The following is a 25,337-nucleotide window of genomic DNA, read 5'->3' as shown; positions in this document are numbered from 1 at the left end:
CGAATCGAAGAAATCGCAGTTCACCAGAAACCTGATCCGGCGGCGCCACGCTGAATGGTCAGAAAAGACCTTCGGCAATGTCGGCCCCATCGGACCTCTGAAGCACCTTTCGAAAGAGGCGCTGGAAGCTGCTGCCGATCCTGCCGACCTAAGTGAATGGGCTGATATGCAGTTCCTGCTTTGGGACGCGCAGCGGCGCGCCGGTATCACCGATGAGCAAATCACCGCGGCGCTGGAAGAAAAACTAAAGGTGAACATGACCCGCCACTGGCCGGAACCGAAAGACGGGGAGCCGCGTCTTCACATCAAACCTTGACGCAACTGATAGCCAGTTATGAGCTGGCTATTGGGTGCGAAAGCACTGCTCCGTTATCCCTTTTGCCCGGCCCAGCGCCGGGTTCTTTTTTTGCCTGGAGACACCCATGAGCGAAATGACCTTAATCGTGCCCAACGACTGGGTAACCGAAGAAAAGCTCGTCGAGATTACCGGCCTTCGCCCGGGCACTATCGAGCGGGCCCGTAAAAAATGCTGGATGGTAGGACGGGAATATCTTCACGTCTCACCTGACGGCGTGCCGAAGAAAAACAGCGAATGCATGTACAACCGAAAGGCTGTCGACCAGTGGGTTGAGAGCATGTCAAAGAAACAGCCGGGTGCGCGCCAATGAAGATCCGTTTATGCTTAGCGGGCTCTTGGACGTCAGGAGGGAATAATGGCTAAGTCAGCATACCCAACAGGCGTGGAGAACCATGGCGGAACACTCCGCATATGGTTCATCTATAAAGGCAGCCGGGTGCGTGAAAGCCTCGGCGTGCCGGATACACCAAAAAACAGAAAAGTCGCTGGCGAGCTGCGCGCGTCTGTGTGCTTTTCGATAAAGACTGGCAACTTCAACTATGCCGCCCAGTTCCCTGATTCACCGAACCTGAGAAGGTTTGGGGTGGAGAGCAAGGAAATCACCGTGCTTGAACTGGCGAACAAGTGGCTTGAGCTGAAACGCATGGAGATCAGCACCAACGCGATGTCACGTTATACATCTATAACGCGCAATATGGTTCCACGGATCGGCGGTGACAGGCTTGTATCTGCGGTGACACAGGAAGACCTGCTGTTTATCAGAAAGGAATTGCTGACCGGTTATCAGACTTTGAAGGCTGGCCATCGTACGCCTGTAAAGGGCCGGACAGTAAGAACGGTCAACAATTACATGAAGACCATGGCTGGCATGTTCAAGTTCGCAGCTGAAAGCGGTTATGTGAAGGTGAGCCCGTTCACCGGGATCGCCCTTCTCAAGCGTTCGCGTTGCGAGCCTGATCCGCTCACCCGCGATGAGTTTGTCAGGCTGATTAACGCTTGTGCGACTCAGCAGTTGAAAAACATGTGGTCGCTGGCCGTGTACACCGGCGTGCGCCACGGCGAACTGGTGTCGCTGGCCTGGGAAGATATCGACCTGAAAGCTGGAACGATGATGATCCGCCGAAACCACACGTTAACGAAGGAGTTCACCCTTCCGAAAACCGAGGCCGGTACAAACCGCATCATCAACCTAATTCAGCCAGCTATCGACGTACTGAAGAACCAGGCCGAATTAACCCGCCTGGGTAAGCAGTATCAGGTTGAGGTGAAACTGCGTGAGTTTGGTCGCACAGAAGTGCATCCGTGCACCTTCGTGTTTAATCCCAAAAAGGGATTGCGTAATGGCCGGGCCGGGCATCATTACGCTGTGGGGTCGATTAACCAGTCGTGGGAAGCGGCAATGCGACGCGCCGGGATTCGCTATCGCAGAGCATACCAGTCCCGACACACGTATGCATGCTGGTCGTTGGCTGCCGGTGCAAACCCGAACTTCATCGCGAAGCAAATGGGACACACCGACGCACAAATGGTTTACCGGGTGTACGGATCCTGGATGGCTGAAAATAACCAGGACCAGGTACTCATCCTCAACCAGAAATTGAGTGAGTTTGCCCCATCCATGCCCCACGCTGTGGGATCGGATGATTATTAATAATAAATATCATTAGGTTAGATAACCTAAACCTGCATGCCCATCACTTCCTGATACGCAGACACCAGCTTATTACGCACCTGGATCCCCATCTGCAGAGAGACCGAGGCTTTTTGCAAATCGGTCATCACATCGTTCAGCGCCACGCCAGGTTCACCGAGGGTGAACTTCTCGGCCTGGGTACGCGCGGCGGTCTGGGTATCGCTGATACGGTCGAGCGCAGCATGCAGTTGCCCGGCAAAGCTGATGGTCGGCTGCTGTTCTGCCACATTCTGATTACGGGCCGTCATCGCGGTTGCCTGCAGCTGACTGATAACCCCTTCAATACCCTGTATAGCCATGACTCTCCCCTGGATGGTTTTTTACGCGGTCAAGACTAACAGCTTGTCAATAAGATAATGGCGGTAAATAGCGATAAAAAACCAGGTTATTTGGCCCATAGAAAATCACGAATCATCAAATAATGGCTGGGCCATCAATATGGAACTTTTGTCGTGTTTGCCGACCCGGGAGTCAGTTTTGTTTCTCTACACGAATAACGTAAACCACCAGGATTTAAGAGGTGCGCAATGAGTGCAGCAGCATCGACAGCGCCGCAGAATAAATCACTCGAGTGGATGAACCGCCTTCGCGCGAATCCTAAAATCCCGTTGATCGTGGCAGGCGCTGCCGCAATTGCGATCCTTGTAGCGATGGTGTTGTGGGCGAAAAGTCCTGATTACCGCACGCTTTACAGCAACCTTTCCGATCAGGATGGCGGCGCCATCGTCACCCAACTGACTCAAATGAACATCCCTTATCGCTTCGCCGATAACGGGGGTGCGCTTGAGGTACCGGCAGATAAAGTCCATGAACTCCGTCTGCGTCTGGCGCAGCAGGGCCTGCCGAAGGGCGGCGCGGTGGGTTTTGAACTGCTGGATCAGGAAAAGTTCGGTATCAGCCAGTTCAGCGAGCAGGTGAACTACCAGCGTGCGCTGGAAGGTGAGCTGGCCCGCACGATTGAAACATTAGGCCCGGTGAAGAGCGCCCGCGTACATCTTGCCATGCCTAAACCGTCCCTGTTTGTCCGCGAACAGAAATCCCCGTCGGCTTCCGTCACCGTCAACCTTGAACCCGGCCGGGCGCTGGATGAAGGGCAAATCAGCGCGGTCACACATTTAGTCTCCAGCGCCGTCGCCGGTTTACCGCCGGGTAACGTCACGCTGGTTGACCAGAGTGGTCACCTGCTGACCCAAAGCAATACCGCCGGGCGCGATCTGAATGACGCGCAGCTGAAATATGCCGCCGATGTGGAAGCGCGCCTCCAGCGCCGCATCGAAGCGATCCTCGGCCCGGTTGTGGGTAACAGCAACGTCCATGCCCAGGTTACGGCGCAGATCGACTTCTCTAATAAAGAACAGACCGAAGAGCAGTACCGCCCGAACGGCGATCCGGCTCAGGCAGTGATGCGCTCTCGCCAGGTAAACGAAAACGAACAGGTTGGCGGTGCATACCCAGGCGGCGTGCCGGGCGCACTCTCTAACCAGCCTGCCCCGGCTAACGCGGCCCCTATTTCCACGCCGCCGGCTAATCAGCAGAACGGTCAGCAAAATCAGCAGACCACAACCTCGACGGTCAGCAATGCCGGTCCACGTACCAGCAGCCGTAACGAAACCACCAACTACGAAGTGGATCGGACTATCCGCCACACGAAACTGAACGTGGGCGATATTCAGCGTCTGTCGGTGGCCGTCGTGGTGAACTACAAAACGCTGCCAAATGGCAAACCGCTGCCGCTGACGGCAGAACAGATGAAGCAGATCGAAGACCTGACCCGTGAAGCGATGGGTTACTCCGAGAAGCGTGGCGATAGCCTCAACGTGGTGAATTCACCGTTTAACCCGGTAGATGAGACCGGCGGTGAGCTGCCGTTCTGGCAACAGCAGGCGTTTATCGATCAGCTGATGTCTGCGGGCCGTTGGCTGCTGGTGCTGATTGTCGCCTGGCTGTTGTGGCGTAAGGGCGTTCGTCCTCAGTTGCAGCGTCGTGCAGAAGCCGAGAAAGCAGCTCGCGAACAGATGAACGCGCGTCAGGAAGTGGAAGAAGCGGTTGAAGTCCGCCTCAGCAAAGACGAACAGATGCAGCAGCGTCGTGCTAACCAGCGCATGGGTGCTGAGGTCATGAGCCAGCGCATTCGCGAAATGTCAGATAACGATCCGCGCGTCGTGGCGCTGGTCATCCGCCAGTGGATGGGTAACGAACATGAGTAATACGCTTACGGGCACCGATAAAAGCGTCATCCTGCTGATGACCATTGGCGAAGATCGTGCGGCAGAGGTGTTTAAACACCTCTCCCAGCGAGAAGTACAAATTCTGAGTGCGGCCATGGCCAACGTGCGTCAGATCTCCAACAAACAGCTGACCGAAGTGTTGTCGGAGTTTGAGCAGGAAGCCGAACAGTTTGCAGCGCTCAACGTCAACGCCAACGACTATCTGCGCTCCGTGCTGGTCAAGGCGCTGGGCGAAGAGCGTGCCGCCAGCCTGCTGGAGGACATTCTCGAAACGCGCGATACCGCCAGCGGGATCGAAACGCTCAACTTTATGGAGCCGCAGAGTGCCGCCGACCTTATTCGCGACGAGCACCCGCAGATTATCGCCACCATCCTGGTTCACCTCAAACGTGGTCAGGCGGCCGATATTCTGGCGCTGTTCGAAGAGCGCCTGCGTCACGATGTGATGCTGCGTATCGCCACCTTCGGCGGTGTCCAGCCAGCGGCGCTGGCGGAGCTGACCGAAGTGCTGAACAACCTGCTCGACGGCCAGAACCTCAAGCGCAGCAAAATGGGCGGCGTGAGAACGGCGGCGGAAATCATCAACCTGATGAAAACGCAGCAGGAAGAAGCCGTTATTACGGCGGTTCGCGAGTTCGACGGCGAGCTGGCGCAGAAAATTATCGACGAGATGTTCCTGTTCGAAAACCTGGTCGAAGTGGACGACCGCAGCATCCAGCGCCTGCTCCAGGAAGTGGACTCCGAGTCGCTGCTCATCGCCCTCAAAGGTGCCGAACAGCCGCTGCGCGAGAAGTTCCTGCGCAACATGTCCCAGCGTGCGGCAGATATCCTGCGCGACGACCTTGCCAACCGTGGCCCGGTGCGTCTGTCTCAGGTGGAAAACGAACAGAAAGCGATCCTGCTCATCGTTCGTCGTCTGGCAGAAACCGGCGAGATGGTAATTGGCAGCGGAGACGACACCTATGTCTAATGAGTTGCCGTGGAAGCGCTGGACGCCTGACGATCTGGCCCCTGCCCTCTCTGAATTCACCCCGGCTGTCGTAGCGTCGCCCGAGGAGGGCGACACCGACGTCGAGGCGCCTGAACTGAGCGAAGAAGAACAGCGCACACAGATGCTGGCGCAGTTACAAATGCAGGCGCATGAGCAAGGTTTTAATGCGGGTCTGAACGAAGGCCGACAGAAGGGCCATGACCAGGGTTATCAGGAAGGTCTGGCGAAAGGGTTAGAACAGGGTATTGAGCAGGCGCGCCAGCAGCAGGCGCCTCTCCATGCCCGTATGCAGCAGCTGGTCAGCGAGTTCCAGCACACCCTGGATGCGCTGGACAGCGTGATTGCTTCCCGGTTGATGCAGATGGCGCTGGAAGCGGCCCGTCAGGTAATTGGCCAGACCCCGGCGGTCGATAATTCAGCGCTGATCAAACAAATTCAGGGCCTGCTGCAGCAAGAGCCGTTGTTCAGCGGAAAACCGCAACTGCGCGTTCATCCGGACGATCTCCAGCGCGTGGAAGAGAGTCTCGGTGCCACGCTGAGCCTGCACGGCTGGCGTCTGCGCGGTGACCCGTCGTTACATCACGGCGGATGCAAAGTCTCTGCCGATGAAGGCGATCTGGATGCCAGCGTCGCCACCCGCTGGCAGGAACTGTGCCGCCTGGCGGCTCCGGGAGTCGTCTGATGACCGCACGCCTCACTCGCTGGCTCAACACGCTCGATAACTTTGAAACGAAGATGGCGCAACTGCCATCTGTTCGTCGTTATGGGCGCCTGACCCGCGCCACCGGTCTGGTGCTGGAAGCCACCGGCCTGCAGTTGCCTCTGGGGGCCACCTGCGTGATCGAGCGTCAGGATGGGCAGGAAACGCGAGAAGTGGAAAGCGAAGTGGTGGGCTTTAACGGCCAGCGTCTTTTCCTGATGCCGCTTGAAGAGGTGGAAGGCATTCTGCCCGGCGCGCGCGTCTATGCGAAAAACATCATCGGCGATGGTCTGCAAAGCGGTAAGCAGCTCCCGCTCGGCCCTGCCCTGCTGGGCCGCGTGCTGGACGGCAGCGGTAAACCGCTCGACGGCCTGCCCGCCCCGGACACCACCGAAACCGGCGCGCTGATCACCCAACCGTTTAACCCCCTGCAGCGTACCCCGATCGAACATGTTCTTGATACCGGTGTGCGCCCGATCAACGCCCTGCTGACCGTCGGTCGCGGCCAGCGTATGGGTCTGTTCGCCGGTTCAGGGGTGGGTAAATCGGTCCTGCTCGGCATGATGGCCCGTTACACCCAGGCCGATGTGATCGTCGTGGGGCTAATCGGTGAACGTGGCCGCGAAGTTAAAGACTTCATTGAAAACATTCTGGGTGCGGAAGGCCGCGCCCGTTCGGTGGTCATCGCCGCCCCGGCGGATGTCTCCCCGCTGCTGCGTATGCAGGGTGCCGCGTATGCCACCCGCATCGCCGAAGATTTCCGTGACCGCGGCCAGCACGTGCTGCTAATCATGGACTCCCTGACCCGTTACGCGATGGCGCAGCGTGAAATCGCGCTGGCCATCGGTGAGCCACCAGCCACCAAAGGCTATCCACCGTCGGTCTTTGCCAAACTCCCGGCGCTGGTTGAACGCGCAGGGAACGGCATTAGCGGCGGTGGCTCCATTACCGCGTTTTATACGGTGCTGACCGAAGGCGACGACCAGCAGGACCCGATTGCCGACTCTGCGCGTGCGATCCTCGACGGTCATATTGTGTTATCGCGTCGCCTGGCCGAAGCCGGACACTATCCGGCCATTGATATTGAAGCATCCATCAGCCGCGCAATGACGGCGCTGATTACCGAGAAGCACTACGCCCGCGTGCGTAACTTCAAACAACTGCTCTCCAGCTTCCAGCGCAACCGCGACCTGGTGAGCGTGGGGGCGTATGCCAAAGGTAGCGATCCCATGCTCGACAAAGCGATTAGCCTGTGGCCGCAGCTGGAGGCATTTTTGCAACAAGGCATATTTGAACGTGCCGACTGGGAAGATTCGATTCAGGCTCTGGAGCTGATTTTCCCGCAGGTGTAACACAGGTGGAGGGCGACGATCATGGCGCAAAACAGCGCGTTATCAACGCTGAAAGATCTGGCTGAAAAAGAAGTTGATGATGCCGCATTGCAGCTTGGCGCAATGCGACGCGGGTGCCAGCAGGCTGAAGAGCAGTTGAAGATGTTAATCGACTACCAGCATGAGTATCGCACCAACCTCAATACCGATATGACACAGGGCATTGGAAGCCAGCGCTGGATTAACTATCAGCAGTTTATTCAGACGCTGGAGAAGGCGATAGAACAGCATCGCCAGCAGCTTCAGCAATGGACCCAAAAAGTCGACACCGCGCTGAATTTCTGGCGCGAGAAGAAGCAGCGACTGCAGGCCTGGCAGACCTTACAGGACCGGCAGATTGCCGCGGCGACGCTGGCGGAAAACCGCCAGGATCAGAAAAAAATGGATGAGTTTGCCCAGCGCGCATCAATGAGGAAACCGGAATGATCACACTGCAACAACTGCTGATGACCGACAGCGACCTGTCAGGCGGCATGCAAACGGGGAAAGGCACCGACGGTGCGCAAGACTTTCTTTCTCTGCTGGCGGGCGCGTTAACGGACGCCAGCGGTCAGGGCAAAGATGCGCCGCTGACGCTGGCCGACCTGAAGGCGGCTGGCAGCAAGCTGTCAAAGGTCGCGAAGGACGCCGGGGAAGAGTCCACCCTGCAGGCGAAAATTGCCGATCTGCTCGCGCGTCAATCCACGCAGGCTGGCGATGAAACGGCGCAGACGACGCCGCTGCAAACGCTTGTCTCCGGGCTGATGCCTGCTGCTAAGGGCGATGCCCTGAAGACGTTGGCCACGGCGAATAGCGCCGATAACAGCAAAACCGAACTGAGCGAAGAAGAGCTGGCGGGCTTAAGCGCGCTGATGGCCATGCTGCCGCACCAGCAGACCTCCACGCCGGTCATCGCGAAAGGCGCGGGCAGTGAGGGGCTCAAAGCAACGTCAGCCCTGACCGCCACGACGCTTACGCAAAACGGTACGTCTGCACACGCACTGGGCAGCGCCCTGACGAGCAAGGATAACGCGCAGCCATCTTTCGCCGGGCAGGCTCAAAACGTTGATCCGTCCCTGCCGGCCAACGCACCGGCGACGCCAGCGCTCGCCGTCGCGGCCGAGAAACAGGATCTTGCCAGCGCGTCTTCGTCTTCCACACCAACCGCCGCCCTGGCGCCGATTGTCTCCAGCCACGCCACCTCGCAGCCCGCAACCGTTGCCACCGCACCGGTGTTGAGTCAGCCGCTCGGCACCCACGAATGGCAACAGAACCTGAGCCAGCACATCACGCTGTTTGCGAAGCAAGGACAGCAAACCGCAGAGTTGCGCCTGAACCCGGAAGATCTGGGCCAGGTGCACATTTCGCTGAAGCTGGATAATGACCAGGCGCAGCTGCAGATGGTCTCTGCGCACGGCCACGTGCGTGCCGCACTGGAAGCCGCCCTGCCGGTACTGCGTACGTCACTGGCGGAAAACGGCATTCAGCTTACGCAGAGTAGCGTCAGCAGCGAGAGCTTTGCCGGGCAGCAGCAGTCTTCGTCCCAGCAGCAACAGCAGGCGTCGCGTTCCGGCCAACATGGCGGATTTACTGAAGAGAGCGATGAGTTGCTGCCGACCCCGGCAGCCCTGCAATCCGCTGCGAGCGGCAACCGCGCCGTAGACATCTTCGCCTAAACGCCAGAGGTAGCGTGATTATCCCCGTCTTTTCCACGCTTTGACGTCAGCCGGACACGGGATAATCACCATATTAAGCTGTACCGAAACAGGAAGCTCGTATCAGATGACTGACTCCGCGATCACCAAAAAAAGTAAGCGTTCCACCTGGATCCCGCTGCTGGTGTTAATCACGCTCGCCGCCTGCGCTACCGCGGGCTATAGTTACTGGCGCATGCAGCAGAAACCTTCTACTGCTGCGGCCAAAGCCGAACTGCCACCTCCGCCGGCACCGGTGTTCTTCCCGCTGGATACCTTCACCGTCAACCTCGGTGATGCGGATCGTGTGCTGTATGTCGGCATCACGCTGCGCCTGAAAGATGAAGCCACCCGTTCCCGACTGAACGATTACCTTCCGGAAGTGCGCAGCCGTCTGCTGCTGCTGTTCTCTCGTCAGGACGCTTCAACGCTTGCCACCGATGAAGGTAAGCAAAAGCTGGTCGACGCTATTAAGCAAACGCTGGCGACCCCGCTGGTGAACGGCCAACCTAAGCAGGAAGTCACTGACGTTCTGTATACAGCCTTTATTCTGCGGTAACGACATGGGCGACAGTATTCTTTCTCAGGCAGAAATCGATGCGCTGCTCAACGGCGACAGCGATAAGAGTGATGATCCGCAACCGGGCATTGGCGGCGATAGCGATATTCGTCCCTATGACCCGAATACCCAGCGTCGCGTGGTACGTGAACGTCTGCAGGCGCTGGAGATCATTAACGAACGTTTTGCACGTCAGTTCCGTATGGGGCTGTTTAACCTGCTGCGTCGTAGCCCGGATATCACGGTCGGTGCGATCCGCATTCAGCCGTATCATGAGTTTGCCCGCAACCTGCCGGTGCCAACCAACCTTAACCTGATCCATCTGAAACCGCTGCGCGGCACAGGTCTGGTGGTGTTTTCCCCAAGCCTGGTGTTTATTGCGGTGGATAACCTGTTCGGCGGCGACGGGCGCTTCCCGACCAAAGTAGAAGGTCGTGAATTCACTCACACCGAACAGCGCGTCATTAACCGCATGCTGAAGCTGGCGCTGGAGTCATACAGCGACGCGTGGAAGGCCATTAACCCGCTGGAAGTGGAGTATGTGCGTTCTGAGATGCAGGTGAAATTTACCAACATCACCACCTCTCCGAACGACATCGTCGTCAACACGCCATTCCACGTGGAGATCGGTAACCTGACCGGCGAGTTCAACATCTGCCTGCCGTTCAGCATGATCGAACCGCTGCGCGAGCTGCTGGTCAACCCGCCGCTGGAGAATTCACGTCATGAAGATCAGAACTGGCGTGAAAACCTGGTGCGCCAGGTCCAGCACTCACAGCTTGAGCTGGTGGCGAGCTTTGCCGATATTCCGCTGCGGTTATCCCAGATCCTGAAATTACAACCCGGTGACGTTTTGCCGATAGAAAAACCCGACCGCATTATTGCCCATGTGGATGGTGTCCCCGTGCTGACAAGTCAGTACGGCACAATTAACGGCCAGTATGCGTTACGCGTTGAGCACTTGATCAACCCGATTTTGAATTCGCTGAATGAGGAACAGCCCAAATGAGTGACATGAACAATCCGTCCGATGAAAACAGCGGAGCACTGGACGATCTGTGGGCTGACGCGTTAAACGAGCAAAAAGCGACCCCGGCCAAAAGTGCAGCGGATGCCGTCTTCCAGCAGTTAGGCGGCGGTGATGTCAGCGGTACGCTGCAGGACATCGACCTGATTATGGATATCCCGGTTAAGCTGACCGTTGAGCTGGGCCGCACCCGCATGACCATTAAAGAGCTGCTGCGTCTGACGCAGGGTTCCGTCGTGGCCCTCGACGGTCTGGCCGGTGAGCCGCTGGATATCCTGATCAACGGGTATCTGATTGCTCAGGGTGAAGTGGTGGTCGTGGCCGATAAATACGGCGTGCGTATCACCGACATCATTACCCCGTCCGAGCGCATGCGTCGTCTGAGCCGTTAAGAATGAAAACCCAGGCAACAGTATCACAACCTTCCGCCGTTCCCGGCTCACCGCTGCTCCAGGTGAGCGGCGCGTTGCTCGGTATTATTGCCTTTATTCTTATCGCCGCCTGGCTGGCGAAGCGTTTTGGCCTGGCGGGTAAAACCGCCGGGACGCGCGGTCTGAAGGTCAGCGCCAGTACAACACTGGGGCCACGCGAGCGCGTGGTCATCGTAGACGTTGAGGACGCACGGCTGGTGCTGGGCGTCACCGCGTCAAACGTCAACGTTTTACATAAACTGCCGCCCGCCCCTGCTATCAGTGATGAGCGTGCAGAAGCCCCTGCGGATTTCCAGTCCGTCATGAAGAGTTTGCTTAAGCGTTCCGGGAGATCCTGATGCGCCGTTTGTTATCCCTGACGCTCGCGGGCGTTGGCCTGTTTGCTCCTGCGGTTTATGCGCAACTGCCCGGTCTGGTTTCAACCCCTCTGGCGGGCGGCGGACAAAGCTGGTCGCTCCCGGTTCAGACGCTGGTGTTCATCACCTCGCTGACCTTTATTCCGGCGATCCTGCTGATGATGACCAGCTTTACCCGCATCATCATTGTCTTTGGCCTGCTGCGAAACGCGCTGGGTACCCCTTCCGCGCCGCCGAACCAGGTGCTGCTGGGCCTGGCCCTGTTTTTGACCTTTTTTATTATGTCGCCGGTGATCGATAAGATTTATACCGACGCCTACCAGCCGTTCAGTGAAGATAAAATCTCCATGCAGGAAGCGCTGGAGAAAGGCGCGCAGCCGCTGCGTGAATTCATGCTGCGCCAGACGCGCGAAGCGGATCTGGCCCTCTTTGCCCGCCTTTCCAACACCGGGGAGCTGCAGGGCCCGGAAGCCGTGCCGATGCGCATACTGCTGCCTGCGTACGTCACCAGCGAGCTGAAAACCGCCTTCCAGATTGGCTTTACCATCTTTATTCCGTTCCTGATTATCGACCTGGTGATCGCCAGCGTACTGATGGCGCTCGGTATGATGATGGTACCGCCAGCCACCATTGCCCTGCCCTTTAAGATCATGCTCTTTGTGCTGGTCGACGGCTGGCAGCTGCTGGTCAGTTCGCTGGCGCAGAGTTTCTACAGTTGAGGAGCGCGCAATGACGCCAGAATCGGTCATGATGATGGGCACGGAAGCGATGAAAATCGCAATTGCCGTTGCCGCGCCTCTGCTGCTTGTCGCCCTGGTGACCGGTCTGATCATCAGTATTCTGCAGGCCGCCACGCAGATTAACGAAATGACACTCTCATTCATTCCGAAAATCATCGCCGTGTTCGTGGCAATCATTGTTGCCGGGCCGTGGATGCTCAATCTGCTGCTGGACTACATGCGTAACCTGTTTACCAATCTGCCGTACATCATCGGCTGACGCGACGATGCTCCATTTTACCAGCGACCAGTGGATTCAGTGGCTTGGGGTCTATTTCTGGCCCATGCTGCGCATCCTGGCGCTGATCACCACCGCCCCGATTCTGAGCGAGAAAGCGATCCCGAAGCGGGTCAAAGTGGGGCTGGGCATCATCATCACCATCATCGTTGCCCCTTCCCTGCCTGCGGTGAATATTCCGATCTTCTCGGCCAATGCGGTATGGGTGGCGTTGCAGCAAATTCTGATTGGCGTCGCGGTTGGTTTTACCATGCAACTGGCCTTTGCGGCCGTGCGCACCGCCGGGGAACTGATCGGCCTGCAGATGGGGCTATCGTTCGCCACGTTTGTCGACCCCGGCAGCCACCTCAACATGCCGGTGCTGGCGCGCATTATCGATATGCTGGCGATGCTGCTTTTCCTGTCATTTAACGGCCATCTGTGGCTCATCTCCATGCTGGTGGACACCTTCCACACGCTGCCCATTGGGGAAAACCCGGTTAACAGCAATGCGTTCCTGGCACTCACCCGCGCCGCAGGGCTGGTGTTCCTCAACGGATTGATGCTGGCGCTGCCAATCATCACCCTGCTCCTGACCGTGAACCTGGCGTTGGGTTTACTCAACCGCATGGCCCCGCAACTGTCGGTGTTCGTCATTGGTTTTCCGCTGACGCTGACGGTGGGAATTTTATTAATGTCATTGCTAATGCCACTTATCGCCCCCTTCTGTGAGCATTTATTCGGCGAGATATTCAACCTCTTAGCGGATATTGTCAGCGAGCTGCCACGTAAATAATAGTCCTCACAGTTGATATTGTCTTTCTGAGGATATTCCTAAAATAAAACACGAAAAACATCTTCCAGGATATATCTGACGCGGTTTAATTGTTTCTAACCACCTCACAATACTTAATATTTACTTTACTTTAAGATGATTCCTGGCAAATTATACGTAACTTTACGGGATAGTGAGTCCGCCTGAAAGTCTTTGTCATGCTCACAGGTTTATTAATTTTTTCCATCCCGTATGGCTGTTTATGAGCTCTCAGGCAGATGGTGAATTATCGTTACGCATTGAGTGAGGGTATGCCATGTCAACGATCATTATGGATTTATGCAGCTACACCCGGCTAGGGTTAACCGGGTATCTGGCAAGCAGAGGGGTAAGAAAGAGAGACATCAACGACGCACACACCGTTGAGGAGCTCGCAGCCGCTTGTGATGAACTCAAACCAGGCGTGGTGTTTATTAATGAGGACTGTTTCATTCACGATCCAGCCAACAGTCAGCACATTAAGCAAATCATTAATCAGCATCCTAAAACCCTGTTTATTGTTTTTATGGCGATCGCAAATATCCATTTCGATGAGTATTTGTTGGTCCGTAAAAATTTATTGATCAGTTCTAAATCGATAAAACCAGAGTCGCTGGATGACATTCTGGGGGATTATTTGAATAAGGAAGTTAAGAATGTAGGAGCGGTTAACTTACCCACCCTATCATTAAGCAGAACTGAATCAAGCATGCTGCGAATGTGGATGGCCGGGCAAGGAACGATTCAAATTTCAGACCAGATGAATATTAAAGCGAAAACCGTTTCGTCACATAAAGGAAATATTAAAAGGAAGATTAAAACCCATAATAAGCAAGTGATCTACCACGTTGTCCGCCTGACCGATAATGTGACGAACGGGATTTTCGTCAACATGCGTTAGTTGCATAAGACCTTGAGTACCCTACACGATCTCTGGCCTGGCCAGAGATTTTTGCTTTTACGGGCGCTGTCGGGCACGCACCCGGGCACCCGACGCCGTATTACTCCGCTTTTTCCACAAAGATGCCATCCGGATGCCCCAGTTCGTTAAAGAACCAGATGCCGAGCGGGTAGTCTTCCAGTGATACCAGATACATTGTACCTTCACTAAACTCTTCAATTGCCAGTACCACCCCCGGGCGGCGCGGTCCACCGTCCGTTTTGACAGTAACCCGATCGTTAACCTTCATACATTCCTCCTGTGGTTTTGAGCCAGTGTAGAACAAAACGCAAAAACACACATCGCCACCGGACGCGAATGGCGTTTTTGTGTTCAGTCTATAATCAATGTTGGACACGGTTGAATGAGGACCCCGAAATGAAGACCGATAAAGAGTACAGCGACACCATCAAACGCGAAGTCGAGGTGGATGTCGATGCCCTGCTGGCCGCCATCAACGAGATCAGTGAGTCAGAAGTTCGTCGTACGGATGACAACTCTGACCGGGTCATCGTCAACGGAAGGGATTATCACACCTACCGTGAACTGGCCGAGGCCTTCGAGCTTGATATCCATGACTTTAGCGTGTCTGAAGCGAATCGTTAGGGCGAAAAAAATCCCGGTCATGGGGATGGCCGGGATCAAACTTGCTTATGCAAGAAGCACTTGAAAATTCGTTACACCAGGAAATCTGATGTAGCTGAAACACTATCCTCAACGATTTTGCCTGACAAGCATATATTCTCATGGCGAATATTATATTTTCTAAACGTGAATTTTTGTTATGAGCAGCAAGGTACGTCGAATGCGGGTTTGGCGGGATCGGTTCCGCGCGGTTCCCTTCCGACAGTCCTATTTTTTTAGGAAAATTCTTAGATGAAGCGCTATTCGCAATCGGGAATTGCACGACCTTCCCTGCAGGACAGCCTGCTGGTTTTTTCCGACCTGGATGGTTCGTTGCTGGATATTCATACCTACGCCTGGCAGCCGGCAATGCCCTGGCTGGATAAGCTGCAGGATTTTCAGGTACCGCTCATTCTGTGCAGCAGCAAAACCGCAGCGGAGATGCAGGATATTCAGCAGGATCTGGGCCTCGAGGGGTTACCGTTTATTGCCGAAAACGGCGCGGTCATCCAGCCCGATGTCCGTTGGGAAAAGGCGCAGCGCCATACTATGGGAATGCTTCACCGCGACATTCGCCCGTTCATTGAGCAAATCCGCCTGCAGGCAGGGTATAAATTCACCACCTTTGACGATGTCGATGACCGGGTGATCGGCGAATGGACGGGGCTGAGCCGCTATCGTTCGACGCTTGCGCGTAAACATGAAGCCTCTGTCACGCTCATCTGGCGCGACACCGATGAGAAAATGGTGCAGTTTGAAGAGGAGCTGGCGCAGCGCGGTCTGAAATGCCTGCAGGGTGCCCGCTTCTGGCACATTCTGGACGCCTGCTGCGGTAAGGACGTGGCGGTGAACTGGCTGATTGCGCAGTATCGCGAACAGGAAGGCATCATACCCACGACGCTCGGGCTGGGCGATGGTCCGAATGATGCGCCCCTGCTCGACAGCGTCGACTTCGCGGTGGTGATCAAGGGCATTAACCGCCAGGGCATCACGCTGCGCGACGATAACCCTGCCCGGGTTTATCACACGCAGCAAGCAGGACCGGCGGGCTGGCATGAAGGGCTGGATCACTTCTTGTCCTGATCGTCCCACACCACTTGGTTGCGGCCGCGCTGTTTTGCCAGGTACAGCCGGGCATCCGCTATCGACTGCAGTTGTTCGAAGTCGTAATTCCCCTTCTCCTGCGCGCAGCTGACCCCCATCGACGCGCTGATACGCAACGTCGTGCTCTTTTTCACCAGGATCTCTTTGCTGTCGATGCGTGAGCGAATGCGTTCCGCCACCGCTCTCGCCTCCTCCAGCCCGATACCCGGCAGGACCACGCAAAACTCTTCCCCGCCCACGCGCCCGGCAACGTCGTTCTTACGCAGGGCGCTGGAAATCAGCCCCGCCGCATGGGACAGCACCTTATCTCCGGCCTGATGGCCGAAGCGGTCGTTGATGCTTTTAAAATAATCGAGATCGATCTGCACCACCGAGAACGGCAGCGACTGCGCCTGACATTGCCCGGCCAGCGCTTTTGCCCGCTCAAACAGCGCCCCACGGTTATGGAGGCGGGTGAGAGGATCGTGCCAGGCCTGCCACTGCAACGAGTGCTGGAGCGTGTACATGTTGCTGACCATCCGGCGGATCACCAGCCAGGAGATCAGCAGCATGGCGGTGAAGAGCGCCCACAGGAGCGCCAGCACGATACTGATGCTGCCGAAGTCGCCTTTTACCCCTTCATGCAGGGTATGCACCCGCAGGATAACCCCGTCAAAATGGTCGAGCCGCTCCCAGCTGACAAAACGGCTGCCGAGCCGGATCCCGCCGCCGGTATTGTTCTCAATAGCATGCGCAATCTGTGCCGTTTCACGCTCATCAAAATGGTTGGCCTCGCTTGTGGACGCTTCAGAAGAGGCAATCATATTGAGCCGGGTATCATACAGCTGATATTCCCCCTCGGCGTGGTCATCCGTCGCGTCAGCCAGCATCCGTTTCATGGTATTGAGAGAAAAATCCATCGCCACCACGCCGTACCAGTAATGGTCAAAATAGATGGGTACGCTGGCGGTGATCATGCGCTCGTTGCCCGTCCAGGTTGACGGCGAGGTGATAAACCACAGCACCGCGCGCGCACGGTTGTTACGTTCCGTTTGCTGCGTAAACCAGGGCTGGGTCACCAGATGGTAATAGCGCGGGATAATATCGGCAGTCTTTGTCGCTGTCTCCGTGGAGAGGTAAAACCCGGCGCGGGAGACATAGACCACCCGTTCTTCGCTGCGCATGACCGGTGAGGCCAGCCTGAGCAAATACCCCACTTCAAGCGCAGCAGACACTTCATTATCGAGAAGTTCATCGTCGCGATTAAGCAGCGTGGTCTTTTCAACAAAGGCATCCGATACGCCGTTGATGGGCAGCGTGCGTTTTGTATCCACGGCAAGTTGCCAGAAAGGACGAGACCGGTCTGCATTGAAGCGTGTCACCGCTGCACGCAGGACATCAAACGCCAGCGGCGTCTGGAGCGCATCGCGCATGCTCTGGCGAAAAAAAAGCAGTTTGTCCACGCTGAACTGAAGCTGTCTGTCCAGCGACGTGGCCACCGTTTCCAGATGGTTGCGCTGGCTTGAGATATAGGCATCTTCCAGCACCACCACTTCACGCCAGGTGAGGAGAGTCGAAAAAACCAGTACCACCAGAAAACAGAGATTAACAATCGCACCTGGATTGCTACGCTTATGCAGCCATTGCAGAAAAGTTCGTCTTACAACAAAGGTATCACGCTGCACACATACTCCCTGATCGCTTCCTTACACCCGATACTTGATATAAAAACGCCCGGCAAGGCCGGGCGTTAAGTGATTAAGCCTTGTCACGCTTTTGCCGCCCGTCACCCGGCTGAAGCTCATCTTCACGAAACGCTTCCCGCTTGATGCTGTAACCGTCATGCCACCGACATTCCACCATTCCGCTGGAATAGCCGGTGACAATCATACGTGGGCCGCCCTTCTTAGGCTTAACTTCATCACTGACCAAAAAGACCATACCTGCCTCCTGTATCAGGGTGAAACTGTTTCAATTTAGACGAGGAATGGCCTTTTTGCATCCTGGCGCGGGTAACAATTAGTGCGCCGTACCGCGCAGTTTTTCAACCAGCTTCACTGCGGCGACCACAATACTGCCCACAATAAAGCCCAGCACCAGATTAAGCAGCGTAGGCAGAATGGCCGCCACCACGGCGCCCTGCTGTGCAGCAAAATGTTCTATCGCATGGTGCAGCGGCGCAATACCATGTACCACAATCCCACCGCCGACAAGGAACATCGCCAGCGTCCCCACCACGGAAAGACTCTTCATCAACCACGGGGCGAGCACCAGCAGGCTTTTACCAATCCCTTTAGCTACCGCGCTCGATTTCGCTTCCAGCCAGAGGCCAATGTCATCGAGTTTAACGATAAGCCCTACTAGGCCGTAGACCCCCACCGTCACCAGAATGGCGATCCCGGAGAGGATCAGCACCTGATTCAGCAGCGGCGATTCAGACACGATACCTAGGGTAATGGCCACAATCTCCGCCGACAGAATAAAGTCGGTACGAACGGCGCCCTTGATTTTATCGCGTTCGAAGGTTTTTGGATCCTGCGCAGCCAGTGCTTCCAGACGCTGCTGGCGCATTTCTGGCGTGTCGTGCTTCTTCCTCGCGGCGAAGGAGTGCAGCACCTTCTCTACCCCTTCAAAGCATAAAAATGCGCCGCCAATCATCAGCAGCGGCGTAATCGCCCAGGGGATAAAGGCGCTGATCAGCAGCGCCAGCGGCACCAGGATCACCTTGTTGAGGAATGAGCCTTTCGCCACGCCCCATACTACCGGCAACTCACGGTTAGCCCGCACCCCACTTACCTGTTGCGCATTTAACGATAAATCATCCCCCAGAACCCCTGCTGTTTTCTTCGCCGCCAGTTTTCCCATAACGGAAATGTCGTCCAGCAAGGTGGCAATGTCGTCCAGCAATGTTAATAAGCTACTTCCCGCCAAAATGACTATCCTTCTTTTTTTGCTAATTAAGTGAATAGTATGGAACAAAACCGCACACCCGGAAACAGGCACATTGCGTCAACAAAAATTTCACAGCAACTACACAATTAAAGGGCTCGCCAGCCCGGTAGTTTTGGCGTTTACTATGAGCGAACTTTTTATTTCGTCGTGAGGGACTATGCGTTTTCGGCACTTACTACCGCTCATCGGGGCGCTCTTTTCGCTGTATATCATCTGGGGGTCAACCTACTTCGTCATTCGCATTGGGGTGGAAAGCTGGCCTCCGCTGATGATGGCGGGTATCCGTTTTCTCTCGGCTGGCGTCCTGCTGATGGCCTTCCTGCTGCTGCGCGGACATAAACTCCCTCCGCTGCGCCCGATGCTGAATGCGGCGCTGATTGGCCTGCTGCTGCTGGCCGTGGGCAACGGCTTTGTCACGGTTGCTGAACATCAGAACGTGCCCTCCGGTATCGCGGCGGTGGTGGTCGCCACTGTCCCGCTGTTCACGCTCTGCTTTAGCCGTCTTTTCGGCATTCGCACCCGCAAGCTGGAATGGCTGGGGATTGGAATTGGGCTCGCCGGGATCATTTTGCTCAACAGCGGCGGTAACCTGAGCGGTAACCCGTGGGGGGCCGTGATTATCCTTATCGGATCCATGAGCTGGGCGTTTGGCTCCGTCTACGGTTCGCGTATTGAGCTGCCGTCCGGCATGATGGCAGGCGCCATTGAGATGCTTGCCGCAGGCATTGTGCTGCTGATTGCCTCCATGCTGACGGGCGAAACGCTGACAACCATGCCGGATCTGTCTGGCTTCCTCGCCGTGGGTTATCTGGCGCTGTTTGGCTCCATCATTGCCATTAATGCGTACATGTTCCTCATTCGTAACGTCTCTCCGGCGGTCGCCACCAGCTACGCCTACGTTAACCCGGTGGTGGCCGTGCTGCTGGGAACGGGACTCGGCGGTGAAACGCTGTCGCCGGTTGAATGGCTGGCGCTGGGCGTAATTGTGTTTGCCGTGGTGCTGGTCACGCTGGGGAAATACCTGCTGCCCGCTAAGCATGAGGTGGTGCCGTGTCAGGTGGAGAAACCGTAAACGGATGAATGCCCTGAGTGTCGATCTGCGCGGTCTGACCGCCGCCGCAGATCCACTCTTCCAGCCGTTCGGTCAGATCCCGATCGTTCAGCTTCAGTCTGCCGCGTAGCGCACACTCCCACACCACCAGCACCCGCCATCCCTGTTCGACAAGCGTGGCGATATCCCGCCGATCGCGCTGGACGTTTTTGCCAATCTTCTCCAGCCAGAAATCGGTGCGCGTCGCCGGGACTTTAAACAGATAGCAGTCGTGACGGTGCCAGAAGCAGCCGTGGGTAAAGATAATGCACTCATAGGCATCAATGACGAAATCAGGACGCCCGGCAAGTGCGGCATCCTGCACCCGAAAGTCAAAGCCTGCCTCAGTCAGTAGCCCGGCGAGGCGTTTCTCAATCGCCGTATCACGCGTACCAATGGCACGCATGTTTTTACTGCGCGTCGCCTTATTGTGCACATCCGTCATTGACGGCCTCACTCTGGCGCAGGGCAACCGCCTGTTTAATGCGTGAGGACAGCAGTTTCGCCACCGCCGCAAAGGCGGGCACCACCACCGAGTTGCCAAACTGTCGGTAGGCCTGCGTATCAGAGACCGGAATGCGGAAGCTGTACCCCTGCGGCGTCTCAAACCCCATCAGCCGCGCGCACTCGCGTGGGGTTAAGCGACGTGGACGATGACGCTGGTTCTCAGGGTTATCAAAGTCTTTCTCGCCCAGCGCTTTGTCCCAGCCACGATCGATCAGGATCTCCGCACCGTCTTTGTAATAGCGCGCGGACAGGGTGCGGGTGACACAGTGCGGATCGTTCGGGTTGACCAGGCCAAAACCAAAACCGTTGCCTTTTGCCTGATGCTTTTTGGCATAGCGATAGAGGTACTTCCACAGCACCGGGGTGAGGATAAATTTCGCGTCGACGGCGGGCTCCAGAAGATCGGCGACGGACAGACGGCGCGCCGGATAGAGCGACGGGATATCCCGCAGGGTAAAATCACCTTTCAGGTTGAGATCGCGGCGGAATCCGACCAGCACAATACGTTCCCGGTGCTGGGGCAGGAAATATTTCCCGTCAATGATTTTCGGATCATCGGCACCCATATTCTGGGAGTCCGCCACGTCGTAGCCCAGCTCATCCAGCGTCTGCATAATAATGCGGAAGGTTTTACCGCCGTCATGACTCTTTAAATTCTTGACGTTTTCCAGCACAAAAATGGCCGGACGGCGGGCATCGATAATACGGGCGACATCAAAAAACAGGGTTCCCTGCGTATCGCAGGCAAAACCGTGGGCACGTCCGAGGGCATTTTTCTTCGATACCCCAGCGAGCGAGAATGGCTGGCACGGGAAGCCCGCCAGCAGTACGTCATGCGCCGGGATGTTCTGGCGAATATGCTCTGCCGCCTCTTCATCGCTCACGCCGCTTTTATGGCTCAGCGTGACATCGCGGATATCCGCGTTGAACTGATGCGCGTCGGGGTCACAATACCAGTTGGCTTTATAGGTGCGGACCGCGTGTTTGTTCCACTCGCTGGTGAAGACGCACTGTCCGCCGATGGCTTCAAATCCGTGTCGAATGCCCCCGATACCGGCAAACAGATCGATAAAGCGGAAGGCATAGTGGGGATGGGCGGCGGAAGGACGCGGAAGCAATGTTTGCAGATAACGAAACTCGCCGTCGCTCAGGCGATGCCCTGCCCGCTCGCTGGTGATAAGTCTCTTTATGATTGCCGGGCTCCAGTGGCCCTCACCGTGTGCCATGAGCTGGCTGGCGAGGGTTTTGGCATCATAGATATCCAGCAGCTGGCGCAGCAGCGCCTGCACCGTTGCCGTTGATTTCTCAGCCTGCTCAGGTGCGGGCTCACTCACTGATCGATTTTCCTGCATTCTTTTAACCGGACAATAAAGACTGGAAACAGATTACCACAGTTCAACGGTGCAAACTGCGGCGGAAGCGGCTCAGTACCTGGCTATCCAGCCCCAGGCAGTCACCCTGTAATTCGGCACTCAGTTTTGCCATAAACTGGATGAGAAAATCGGCGTTCTGGCGTGCCAGCTCGCGCCCCATTTCTGTTTGCATTGTATCAGGCAGGCGCAGCAGCTTGGTCTGAAAATGGTCGAGAGCAAACGCCCGGTCATCAAGGGTTCGCGCGTCAGCAAAGGGATCGTGTGCGTCAAAAAGCGGCACGCCCAGCGCCCCAGAAACGGCAAACACGCGCGCCAGGCCAATTGCCCCTAACGCTTCCAGCCGGTCAGCATCCTGCACAATTTTCGCTTCCAGACTCTGCGGCGCGATCCCGGCGCTGAAGCTGTGCGCCTCAATAGCATGCGCCACGGCGTCATAATGCGCGGGGGGAAAGTCCGGGAAGTCGCGATGCAGGATCTCACGCGTTTTACGCGCTGCCAGCTGGGATGACTGGCCGCGTTCAGGATGGTTTTTCGGCAGGCTGACAATATCATGGAAATAGCATGCGGTCAGGATCACCAGCGGCTCGACCGCCTGGTTAGCCAGGATTTTTTGCGCCGTCATCCAGACGCGACGAAAATGGGAAATATCATGCGCGGTGTCGTCGGTGGTATGGTTTTCCCCGAGCCAGCGCTCAAAACGTTGCTGCCACTGCGTAAGTTCCATCATCACGTCCTGTTGTTAAAATGGTTACAATAGCAACTTTCCCGGACGCTATCACGAGTTGTCCTGACGGGGACGGGTGTACCACGCAATCCCACCCAGGATCAGGCCGACCGTGCCCAGCACCAGAAACCCCAGCAATGCCCCAAGCCATTTGCCGCTGGTCGAACCCAAATCCCCTTCCACTGCTGCATTCGGCAGCGACGGTATTTTACTGATGACCCAAACATACCGGGCCATCGCCCAGACAAAGTAACCGCAAAAAGCGTAAAACACCCACAGGGCCAGTTTGCCTCCGAGGCTGCGTTCGATTTTTCGTTCCATCTTTCACTCCACGGTCACTGCCGTACCGTTTGCACATGCTTACTTTAGTTTTGTGACAACTGTCACAGTTTGGCATTAAACCCTGTGCTGTGTGAAGGTTTCTGACGCTCAGTTTGCCTTAAGTTGATCCTGGGCAAGGTTACAGAAGAGGACGACTGGTGAGTGTTTAATTCGGAGAAATATAATTAAGGCTAATAATAGAATTTATAAAATAACCACGAAAAATACTTAACAATAATTAACCAATATATATTTCAAATTATAATTCACGAGAAAAATAAAGCGACACTTAGAAATATTTAGTAATATTTTTACCCATTTAATTACATTTATTATTGAACTTAAACCCCCTCTCCTGGAATAGTATCGACGCTGTAGTTGCGGAGCGTGATTACATATATTCATATAAATTATCTCTAAAGGGAATATATAATGAAAAGAAAAGTATTGGCCATTCTTGTACCCGCGTTATTGATGGCTGGCGCAGCAAATGCCGCTGAGATTTATAACAAGGACGGTAATAAACTTGATTTCTATGGAAAGATGGTTGGTGAACGCATCTGGTCCAACACTGATGAAAGCAACAGTGAAAATGAAGATACGTCATATGCCCGTTTTGGCGTAAAAGGCGAAACGCAAATTAATAGTCAACTGACCGGTTACGGCCAGTTTGAATACAACATTGAAGCCAGCAAGCCTGAAGGTGAGCAGGACGAAAGTACACGTCTGGCCTTTGCAGGTCTGAAATTCGCAGACTACGGTTCATTCGATTATGGCCGCAATTACGGCGTGGCTTATGACGGCGCGGCGTATACCGATATGCTGGTTGAATGGGGTGGCGACTCATGGGCTGCCACAGATAACTTTATGACTCAGCGTACCAATGGCGTTGCGACCTACCGTAACACCGATTTCTTCGGTATGGTTGAAGGTCTTAACTTTGCTGTTCAGTACCAGGGTAAAAACGATAACCGCAATGAATTCAAAGCAAATGGTGATGGTTACAGCATGTCTGTGAATTATAACCTTGATGGCTTTGGTTTCGTTGGCGTCTACGGTAAATCCGATCGTACCGATGAGCAATCTGCTGACGGTTATGGCGATACGGCGGAAGTTTGGTCTCTGTCTGCTAAATATGATGCAAACAACGTTTATGCTGCGGTGATGTACGGTGAAACCCGTAATATGACTAAAGTTGGATATAACGCCTTCGCCAATAAGACCCAAAACGTTGAAGCCGTTGTTCAGTATCAATTCGACTTTGGTCTGCGTCCATCCCTGGGCTACGTATATTCACAGGGTAAAGATCTGTATGCCCGTAATGGCTATAAAGGCGTTGACGCTGACCGCGTCAATTATATTGAAGTGGGTACCTGGTACTACTTCAATAAAAACATGAACGTTTATACTGCCTATAAATTTAACCTGCTGGACGAAGAAGACGGTGCCATCACTGGCAACGCAACTGACGATCAGTTCGCGATGGGTATTGTTTACCAGTTCTAATCCCCCAAAACACCAAAGGCCGCAATCGCGGCCTTTTTTTATTCCTGCGCGCTGTATTACGGCGCTTCCTGCAACGCCACCCGAATAAACCCGTTGTTCTGCGCAAGCAACTCATGCGCTTTCCATACATCCAGCCCGGTCAGCACCATCAGCACCGCCGTTTTGCAGTTATGGTTACAGCTCTCCAGCGCGGCTTTCGCCACCGCGCGGGTGCATCCCCCCGCTTCCATCACTATCGCGATTTGCCGTTCAGCCCACTGGATGCTGCTCGCCTCCAGATCCACGCGCAGGTTGCTGTAAACCCGCCCGGTGCGGACGGCCAGCCCGGTGGTCACCATAGAGAGGATCATTTTCTGCGCGATGGCCGCTTTGGTGTTGAGATACCCGGCAACCACATCCGGGCCCAGCTCTGGCGCAATCACCATACTTGCCAGCTGCGCCGCTTCGCTTTGTGCATTATCGGTAATCACCGCCACCGGTGAACCGAGCGACCACGCATGCCGCATGGCGCCCCAGACCCACCGCGTTTTTCCGCTTACGGTGACCGCCAGCATCATATCGTGCTCGCCAAAGTTAATCGCCTGCAGGTCGGCAACGCCGCGCTCGTAGCTTGTCGCATCGTCGTCCGCCGTGATGGCAATCACCGGGGTTTTACCCGGGGCATACTCATCCGCCGCCTGTTTTGCCACACAGCCGGACGGCCCCGCGCCAACCATGACCAGACGCCCCCCGTGGCTCAGAGTCGCGGCGGCGTTATCCACCACACGGGCAATAATGGGTAAAAAAGGGGTGATTGCAGCGGAGATAAGTGCATCATCCTGGTGAATGACTTTCAGCATGTCCAGCGTGGACAATCTATCGATATTCATCGTGCTGGCGTGCCGTCTTTCCTTGACCGAACCGGTAAGCATAATGCTCATAAACAGCCTCCTTATTATGAGTACCCACACACTATAAAGTGTTTTATATGGATGACATGCGAGGAGGGTCACGAAAAGCG

At 55.6% G+C, this 25,337-nt stretch carries 29 protein-coding genes and 2 pseudogenes; 21 read left to right on the top strand and 10 right to left on the bottom strand.

Annotated elements, in window-relative coordinates:
• Positions 1–37: 37 nt before the first annotated feature.
• The 3 genes and pseudogenes from ACOTZF_RS08360 to ACOTZF_RS08350 all read left to right on the top strand — a co-directional run.
• Positions 38–310: pseudogene (locus ACOTZF_RS08360) on the top strand (dATP/dGTP pyrophosphohydrolase domain-containing protein); the annotation flags it as partial.
• A 112-nt stretch (positions 311–422) separates the two neighbouring features.
• Complete coding sequence (locus tag ACOTZF_RS08355; protein WP_014070846.1) at positions 423–668, top strand: excisionase family protein; 246 nt, start codon at positions 423–425, stop codon at positions 666–668.
• Positions 669–713: 45 nt separating this feature from the next.
• The gene (locus ACOTZF_RS08350) at positions 714–2,009 is read left to right on the top strand and encodes a tyrosine-type recombinase/integrase (protein ID WP_421636071.1); all 1,296 of its coding nucleotides are present in this window, start codon (positions 714–716) and stop codon (positions 2,007–2,009) included.
• A 26-nt stretch (positions 2,010–2,035) separates the two neighbouring features.
• Here ACOTZF_RS08350 and fliE read toward each other — a convergent pair whose 3' ends face one another.
• Positions 2,036–2,350, bottom strand: a complete 315-nt coding sequence (fliE, locus tag ACOTZF_RS08345; protein WP_013097729.1) for a flagellar hook-basal body complex protein FliE — start codon at positions 2,348–2,350, stop codon at positions 2,036–2,038.
• Between the two features lie 228 nt (positions 2,351–2,578).
• Between fliE and fliF the strand changes: the two genes are divergently transcribed.
• From fliF to rcsA, 14 genes and pseudogenes are all read left to right on the top strand, one after another.
• On the top strand, positions 2,579–4,258 hold the full coding sequence (gene fliF, locus ACOTZF_RS08340; protein WP_129252298.1) for a flagellar basal-body MS-ring/collar protein FliF: 1,680 nt from the start codon (positions 2,579–2,581) through the stop codon (positions 4,256–4,258).
• The gene (gene fliG, locus ACOTZF_RS08335) at positions 4,251–5,249 is read left to right on the top strand and encodes a flagellar motor switch protein FliG (RefSeq protein WP_008500327.1); all 999 of its coding nucleotides are present in this window, start codon (positions 4,251–4,253) and stop codon (positions 5,247–5,249) included. The genes fliF and fliG overlap by 8 nt, the downstream gene beginning before the upstream one ends.
• Positions 5,242–5,952 (top strand): flagellar assembly protein FliH, encoded by a 711-nt coding sequence (gene fliH, locus ACOTZF_RS08330; protein WP_013097731.1) that lies wholly within the window; start codon positions 5,242–5,244, stop codon positions 5,950–5,952. Before fliG ends, fliH begins: the two co-directional genes overlap by 8 nt.
• Complete coding sequence (gene fliI / locus ACOTZF_RS08325; protein WP_013097732.1) at positions 5,952–7,322, top strand: flagellar protein export ATPase FliI; 1,371 nt, start codon at positions 5,952–5,954, stop codon at positions 7,320–7,322. Before fliH ends, fliI begins: the two co-directional genes overlap by 1 nt.
• A 21-nt stretch (positions 7,323–7,343) precedes the next feature.
• On the top strand, positions 7,344–7,787 hold the full coding sequence (gene fliJ / locus ACOTZF_RS08320) for a flagellar export protein FliJ (protein ID WP_013097733.1): 444 nt from the start codon (positions 7,344–7,346) through the stop codon (positions 7,785–7,787).
• The gene (gene fliK / locus ACOTZF_RS08315; protein WP_129252296.1) at positions 7,784–9,016 is read left to right on the top strand and encodes a flagellar hook length control protein FliK; all 1,233 of its coding nucleotides are present in this window, start codon (positions 7,784–7,786) and stop codon (positions 9,014–9,016) included. The genes fliJ and fliK overlap by 4 nt, the downstream gene beginning before the upstream one ends.
• Before the next feature lie 106 nt (positions 9,017–9,122).
• Positions 9,123–9,593, top strand: coding sequence for a flagellar basal body-associated protein FliL (gene fliL, locus ACOTZF_RS08310; RefSeq protein WP_129317746.1), 471 nt, complete (start codon positions 9,123–9,125; stop codon positions 9,591–9,593).
• A gap of 4 nt (positions 9,594–9,597) precedes the next feature.
• Positions 9,598–10,602, top strand: coding sequence for a flagellar motor switch protein FliM (fliM, locus tag ACOTZF_RS08305; protein WP_013097736.1), 1,005 nt, complete (start codon positions 9,598–9,600; stop codon positions 10,600–10,602).
• On the top strand, positions 10,599–11,012 hold the full coding sequence (gene fliN, locus ACOTZF_RS08300) for a flagellar motor switch protein FliN (RefSeq protein WP_008500318.1): 414 nt from the start codon (positions 10,599–10,601) through the stop codon (positions 11,010–11,012). The genes fliM and fliN overlap by 4 nt, the downstream gene beginning before the upstream one ends.
• Before the next feature lie 2 nt (positions 11,013–11,014).
• Positions 11,015–11,389: a flagellar biosynthetic protein FliO gene (gene fliO / locus ACOTZF_RS08295; RefSeq protein WP_013097737.1), complete on the top strand. Its 375-nt coding sequence runs from the start codon at positions 11,015–11,017 to the stop codon at positions 11,387–11,389.
• Positions 11,389–12,126, top strand: coding sequence for a flagellar type III secretion system pore protein FliP (gene fliP / locus ACOTZF_RS08290; RefSeq protein ID WP_013097738.1), 738 nt, complete (start codon positions 11,389–11,391; stop codon positions 12,124–12,126). The genes fliO and fliP overlap by 1 nt, the downstream gene beginning before the upstream one ends.
• A gap of 10 nt (positions 12,127–12,136) precedes the next feature.
• Complete coding sequence (gene fliQ / locus ACOTZF_RS08285; protein WP_008500315.1) at positions 12,137–12,406, top strand: flagellar biosynthesis protein FliQ; 270 nt, start codon at positions 12,137–12,139, stop codon at positions 12,404–12,406.
• A gap of 7 nt (positions 12,407–12,413) precedes the next feature.
• Positions 12,414–13,215, top strand: a pseudogene (gene fliR, locus ACOTZF_RS08280) (flagellar biosynthetic protein FliR).
• A 279-nt stretch (positions 13,216–13,494) separates the two neighbouring features.
• Complete coding sequence (gene rcsA, locus ACOTZF_RS08275; protein ID WP_013097740.1) at positions 13,495–14,118, top strand: transcriptional regulator RcsA; 624 nt, start codon at positions 13,495–13,497, stop codon at positions 14,116–14,118.
• A gap of 100 nt (positions 14,119–14,218) precedes the next feature.
• Here rcsA and dsrB read toward each other — a convergent pair whose 3' ends face one another.
• A complete protein-coding gene (dsrB, locus tag ACOTZF_RS08270) occupies positions 14,219–14,407 on the bottom strand; it encodes a protein DsrB (RefSeq protein ID WP_013097741.1) in 189 nt (62 codons plus the stop codon).
• Between the two features lie 128 nt (positions 14,408–14,535).
• Here dsrB and yodD point away from each other — a divergent pair, with 128 nt between their 5' ends.
• Positions 14,536–14,763, top strand: a complete 228-nt coding sequence (gene yodD / locus ACOTZF_RS08265; RefSeq protein WP_013097742.1) for a YodD family peroxide/acid resistance protein — start codon at positions 14,536–14,538, stop codon at positions 14,761–14,763.
• A 270-nt stretch (positions 14,764–15,033) separates the two neighbouring features.
• Positions 15,034–15,864: a mannosyl-3-phosphoglycerate phosphatase-related protein gene (locus ACOTZF_RS08260; protein ID WP_129252289.1), complete on the top strand. Its 831-nt coding sequence runs from the start codon at positions 15,034–15,036 to the stop codon at positions 15,862–15,864.
• Here the strand turns inward: ACOTZF_RS08260 and dgcQ are convergent.
• From dgcQ to ACOTZF_RS08245, 3 genes are all read right to left on the bottom strand, one after another.
• Positions 15,849–17,549, bottom strand: a complete 1,701-nt coding sequence (gene dgcQ / locus ACOTZF_RS08255; RefSeq protein WP_129252287.1) for a cellulose biosynthesis regulator diguanylate cyclase DgcQ — start codon at positions 17,547–17,549, stop codon at positions 15,849–15,851. The two genes, ACOTZF_RS08260 and dgcQ, sit on opposite strands and share 16 nt — an antisense overlap.
• Positions 17,550–17,622: 73 nt before the next feature.
• Entirely contained in the window at positions 17,623–17,805 is a 183-nt protein-coding gene (locus ACOTZF_RS08250; RefSeq protein WP_013097745.1) for a YodC family protein, read from the bottom strand.
• A 78-nt stretch (positions 17,806–17,883) separates the two neighbouring features.
• Positions 17,884–18,804: a DUF808 domain-containing protein gene (locus ACOTZF_RS08245; protein ID WP_170955159.1), complete on the bottom strand. Its 921-nt coding sequence runs from the start codon at positions 18,802–18,804 to the stop codon at positions 17,884–17,886.
• Between the two features lie 169 nt (positions 18,805–18,973).
• Here ACOTZF_RS08245 and yedA point away from each other — a divergent pair, with 169 nt between their 5' ends.
• Positions 18,974–19,888 (top strand): drug/metabolite exporter YedA, encoded by a 915-nt coding sequence (gene yedA / locus ACOTZF_RS08240; RefSeq protein WP_310824862.1) that lies wholly within the window; start codon positions 18,974–18,976, stop codon positions 19,886–19,888.
• Here the strand turns inward: yedA and ACOTZF_RS08235 are convergent.
• The 4 genes from ACOTZF_RS08235 to drpB all read right to left on the bottom strand — a co-directional run bounded on the left by ACOTZF_RS08235 (position 19,848) and on the right by drpB (position 22,831).
• Entirely contained in the window at positions 19,848–20,351 is a 504-nt protein-coding gene (locus ACOTZF_RS08235; protein ID WP_129317745.1) for a very short patch repair endonuclease, read from the bottom strand. The two genes, yedA and ACOTZF_RS08235, sit on opposite strands and share 41 nt — an antisense overlap.
• Positions 20,332–21,747 carry a DNA cytosine methyltransferase gene (locus ACOTZF_RS08230; protein WP_058650956.1) on the bottom strand — a complete coding sequence of 472 codons (1,416 nt, stop codon included), beginning with the start codon at positions 21,745–21,747 and terminating at the stop codon, positions 20,332–20,334. The genes ACOTZF_RS08235 and ACOTZF_RS08230 overlap by 20 nt, the downstream gene beginning before the upstream one ends.
• Positions 21,748–21,808: 61 nt before the next feature.
• The gene (locus ACOTZF_RS08225) at positions 21,809–22,510 is read right to left on the bottom strand and encodes a phosphohydrolase (RefSeq protein WP_057072411.1); all 702 of its coding nucleotides are present in this window, start codon (positions 22,508–22,510) and stop codon (positions 21,809–21,811) included.
• A gap of 51 nt (positions 22,511–22,561) precedes the next feature.
• Entirely contained in the window at positions 22,562–22,831 is a 270-nt protein-coding gene (gene drpB, locus ACOTZF_RS08220) for a cell division protein DrpB (RefSeq protein ID WP_013097751.1), read from the bottom strand.
• A 432-nt stretch (positions 22,832–23,263) separates the two neighbouring features.
• Here drpB and ACOTZF_RS08215 point away from each other — a divergent pair, with 432 nt between their 5' ends.
• Positions 23,264–24,337, top strand: a complete 1,074-nt coding sequence (locus tag ACOTZF_RS08215; RefSeq protein WP_038419991.1) for a porin — start codon at positions 23,264–23,266, stop codon at positions 24,335–24,337.
• Positions 24,338–24,393: 56 nt separating this feature from the next.
• Here ACOTZF_RS08215 and ACOTZF_RS08210 read toward each other — a convergent pair whose 3' ends face one another.
• Positions 24,394–25,257 carry an N-acetylmuramic acid 6-phosphate etherase gene (locus ACOTZF_RS08210; RefSeq protein ID WP_129252285.1) on the bottom strand — a complete coding sequence of 288 codons (864 nt, stop codon included), beginning with the start codon at positions 25,255–25,257 and terminating at the stop codon, positions 24,394–24,396.
• Between the last annotated feature and the right edge of the window lie 80 nt (positions 25,258–25,337).

This window comes from Enterobacter cloacae complex sp. SHL021 (assembly GCF_049237765.1).
In the GTDB taxonomy this organism is placed as follows: Bacteria; Pseudomonadota; Gammaproteobacteria; order Enterobacterales; family Enterobacteriaceae; genus Enterobacter; species Enterobacter cloacae.
The sequence above is the reverse complement of the archived record's forward strand: the minus strand, read 5'-3'. Positions and strand labels throughout refer to the sequence as shown.

Bases quoted from the DNA above. Each gene is read 5' to 3' on its own strand.
- ACOTZF_RS08260 (WP_129252289.1), top strand. From the start codon at position 15,034: ATGAAGCGCTATTCGCAATCGGGAATTGCACGACCTTCCCTGCAGGAC.
- fliQ (WP_008500315.1), top strand. From the start codon at position 12,137: ATGACGCCAGAATCGGTCATGATGATGGGCACGGAAGCGATGAAAATC.
- fliN (WP_008500318.1), top strand. From the start codon at position 10,599: ATGAGTGACATGAACAATCCGTCCGATGAAAACAGCGGAGCACTGGAC.
- ACOTZF_RS08350 (WP_421636071.1), top strand. From the start codon at position 714: ATGGCTAAGTCAGCATACCCAACAGGCGTGGAGAACCATGGCGGAACA.
- ACOTZF_RS08225 (WP_057072411.1), bottom strand. From the start codon at position 22,510: ATGGAACTTACGCAGTGGCAGCAACGTTTTGAGCGCTGGCTCGGGGAA.
- fliO (WP_013097737.1), top strand. From the start codon at position 11,015: ATGAAAACCCAGGCAACAGTATCACAACCTTCCGCCGTTCCCGGCTCA.
- ACOTZF_RS08235 (WP_129317745.1), bottom strand. From the start codon at position 20,351: ATGACGGATGTGCACAATAAGGCGACGCGCAGTAAAAACATGCGTGCC.
- drpB (WP_013097751.1), bottom strand. From the start codon at position 22,831: ATGGAACGAAAAATCGAACGCAGCCTCGGAGGCAAACTGGCCCTGTGG.
- fliL (WP_129317746.1), top strand. From the start codon at position 9,123: ATGACTGACTCCGCGATCACCAAAAAAAGTAAGCGTTCCACCTGGATC.
- rcsA (WP_013097740.1), top strand. From the start codon at position 13,495: ATGTCAACGATCATTATGGATTTATGCAGCTACACCCGGCTAGGGTTA.
- ACOTZF_RS08250 (WP_013097745.1), bottom strand. From the start codon at position 17,805: ATGGTCTTTTTGGTCAGTGATGAAGTTAAGCCTAAGAAGGGCGGCCCA.
- ACOTZF_RS08215 (WP_038419991.1), top strand. From the start codon at position 23,264: ATGAAAAGAAAAGTATTGGCCATTCTTGTACCCGCGTTATTGATGGCT.
- fliF (WP_129252298.1), top strand. From the start codon at position 2,579: ATGAGTGCAGCAGCATCGACAGCGCCGCAGAATAAATCACTCGAGTGG.
- fliH (WP_013097731.1), top strand. From the start codon at position 5,242: ATGTCTAATGAGTTGCCGTGGAAGCGCTGGACGCCTGACGATCTGGCC.
- yodD (WP_013097742.1), top strand. From the start codon at position 14,536: ATGAAGACCGATAAAGAGTACAGCGACACCATCAAACGCGAAGTCGAG.
- dsrB (WP_013097741.1), bottom strand. From the start codon at position 14,407: ATGAAGGTTAACGATCGGGTTACTGTCAAAACGGACGGTGGACCGCGC.
- ACOTZF_RS08210 (WP_129252285.1), bottom strand. From the start codon at position 25,257: ATGAGCATTATGCTTACCGGTTCGGTCAAGGAAAGACGGCACGCCAGC.
- fliK (WP_129252296.1), top strand. From the start codon at position 7,784: ATGATCACACTGCAACAACTGCTGATGACCGACAGCGACCTGTCAGGC.
- fliM (WP_013097736.1), top strand. From the start codon at position 9,598: ATGGGCGACAGTATTCTTTCTCAGGCAGAAATCGATGCGCTGCTCAAC.
- fliJ (WP_013097733.1), top strand. From the start codon at position 7,344: ATGGCGCAAAACAGCGCGTTATCAACGCTGAAAGATCTGGCTGAAAAA.
- fliG (WP_008500327.1), top strand. From the start codon at position 4,251: ATGAGTAATACGCTTACGGGCACCGATAAAAGCGTCATCCTGCTGATG.
- ACOTZF_RS08355 (WP_014070846.1), top strand. From the start codon at position 423: ATGAGCGAAATGACCTTAATCGTGCCCAACGACTGGGTAACCGAAGAA.
- fliE (WP_013097729.1), bottom strand. From the start codon at position 2,350: ATGGCTATACAGGGTATTGAAGGGGTTATCAGTCAGCTGCAGGCAACC.
- fliP (WP_013097738.1), top strand. From the start codon at position 11,389: ATGCGCCGTTTGTTATCCCTGACGCTCGCGGGCGTTGGCCTGTTTGCT.
- yedA (WP_310824862.1), top strand. From the start codon at position 18,974: ATGCGTTTTCGGCACTTACTACCGCTCATCGGGGCGCTCTTTTCGCTG.
- fliI (WP_013097732.1), top strand. From the start codon at position 5,952: ATGACCGCACGCCTCACTCGCTGGCTCAACACGCTCGATAACTTTGAA.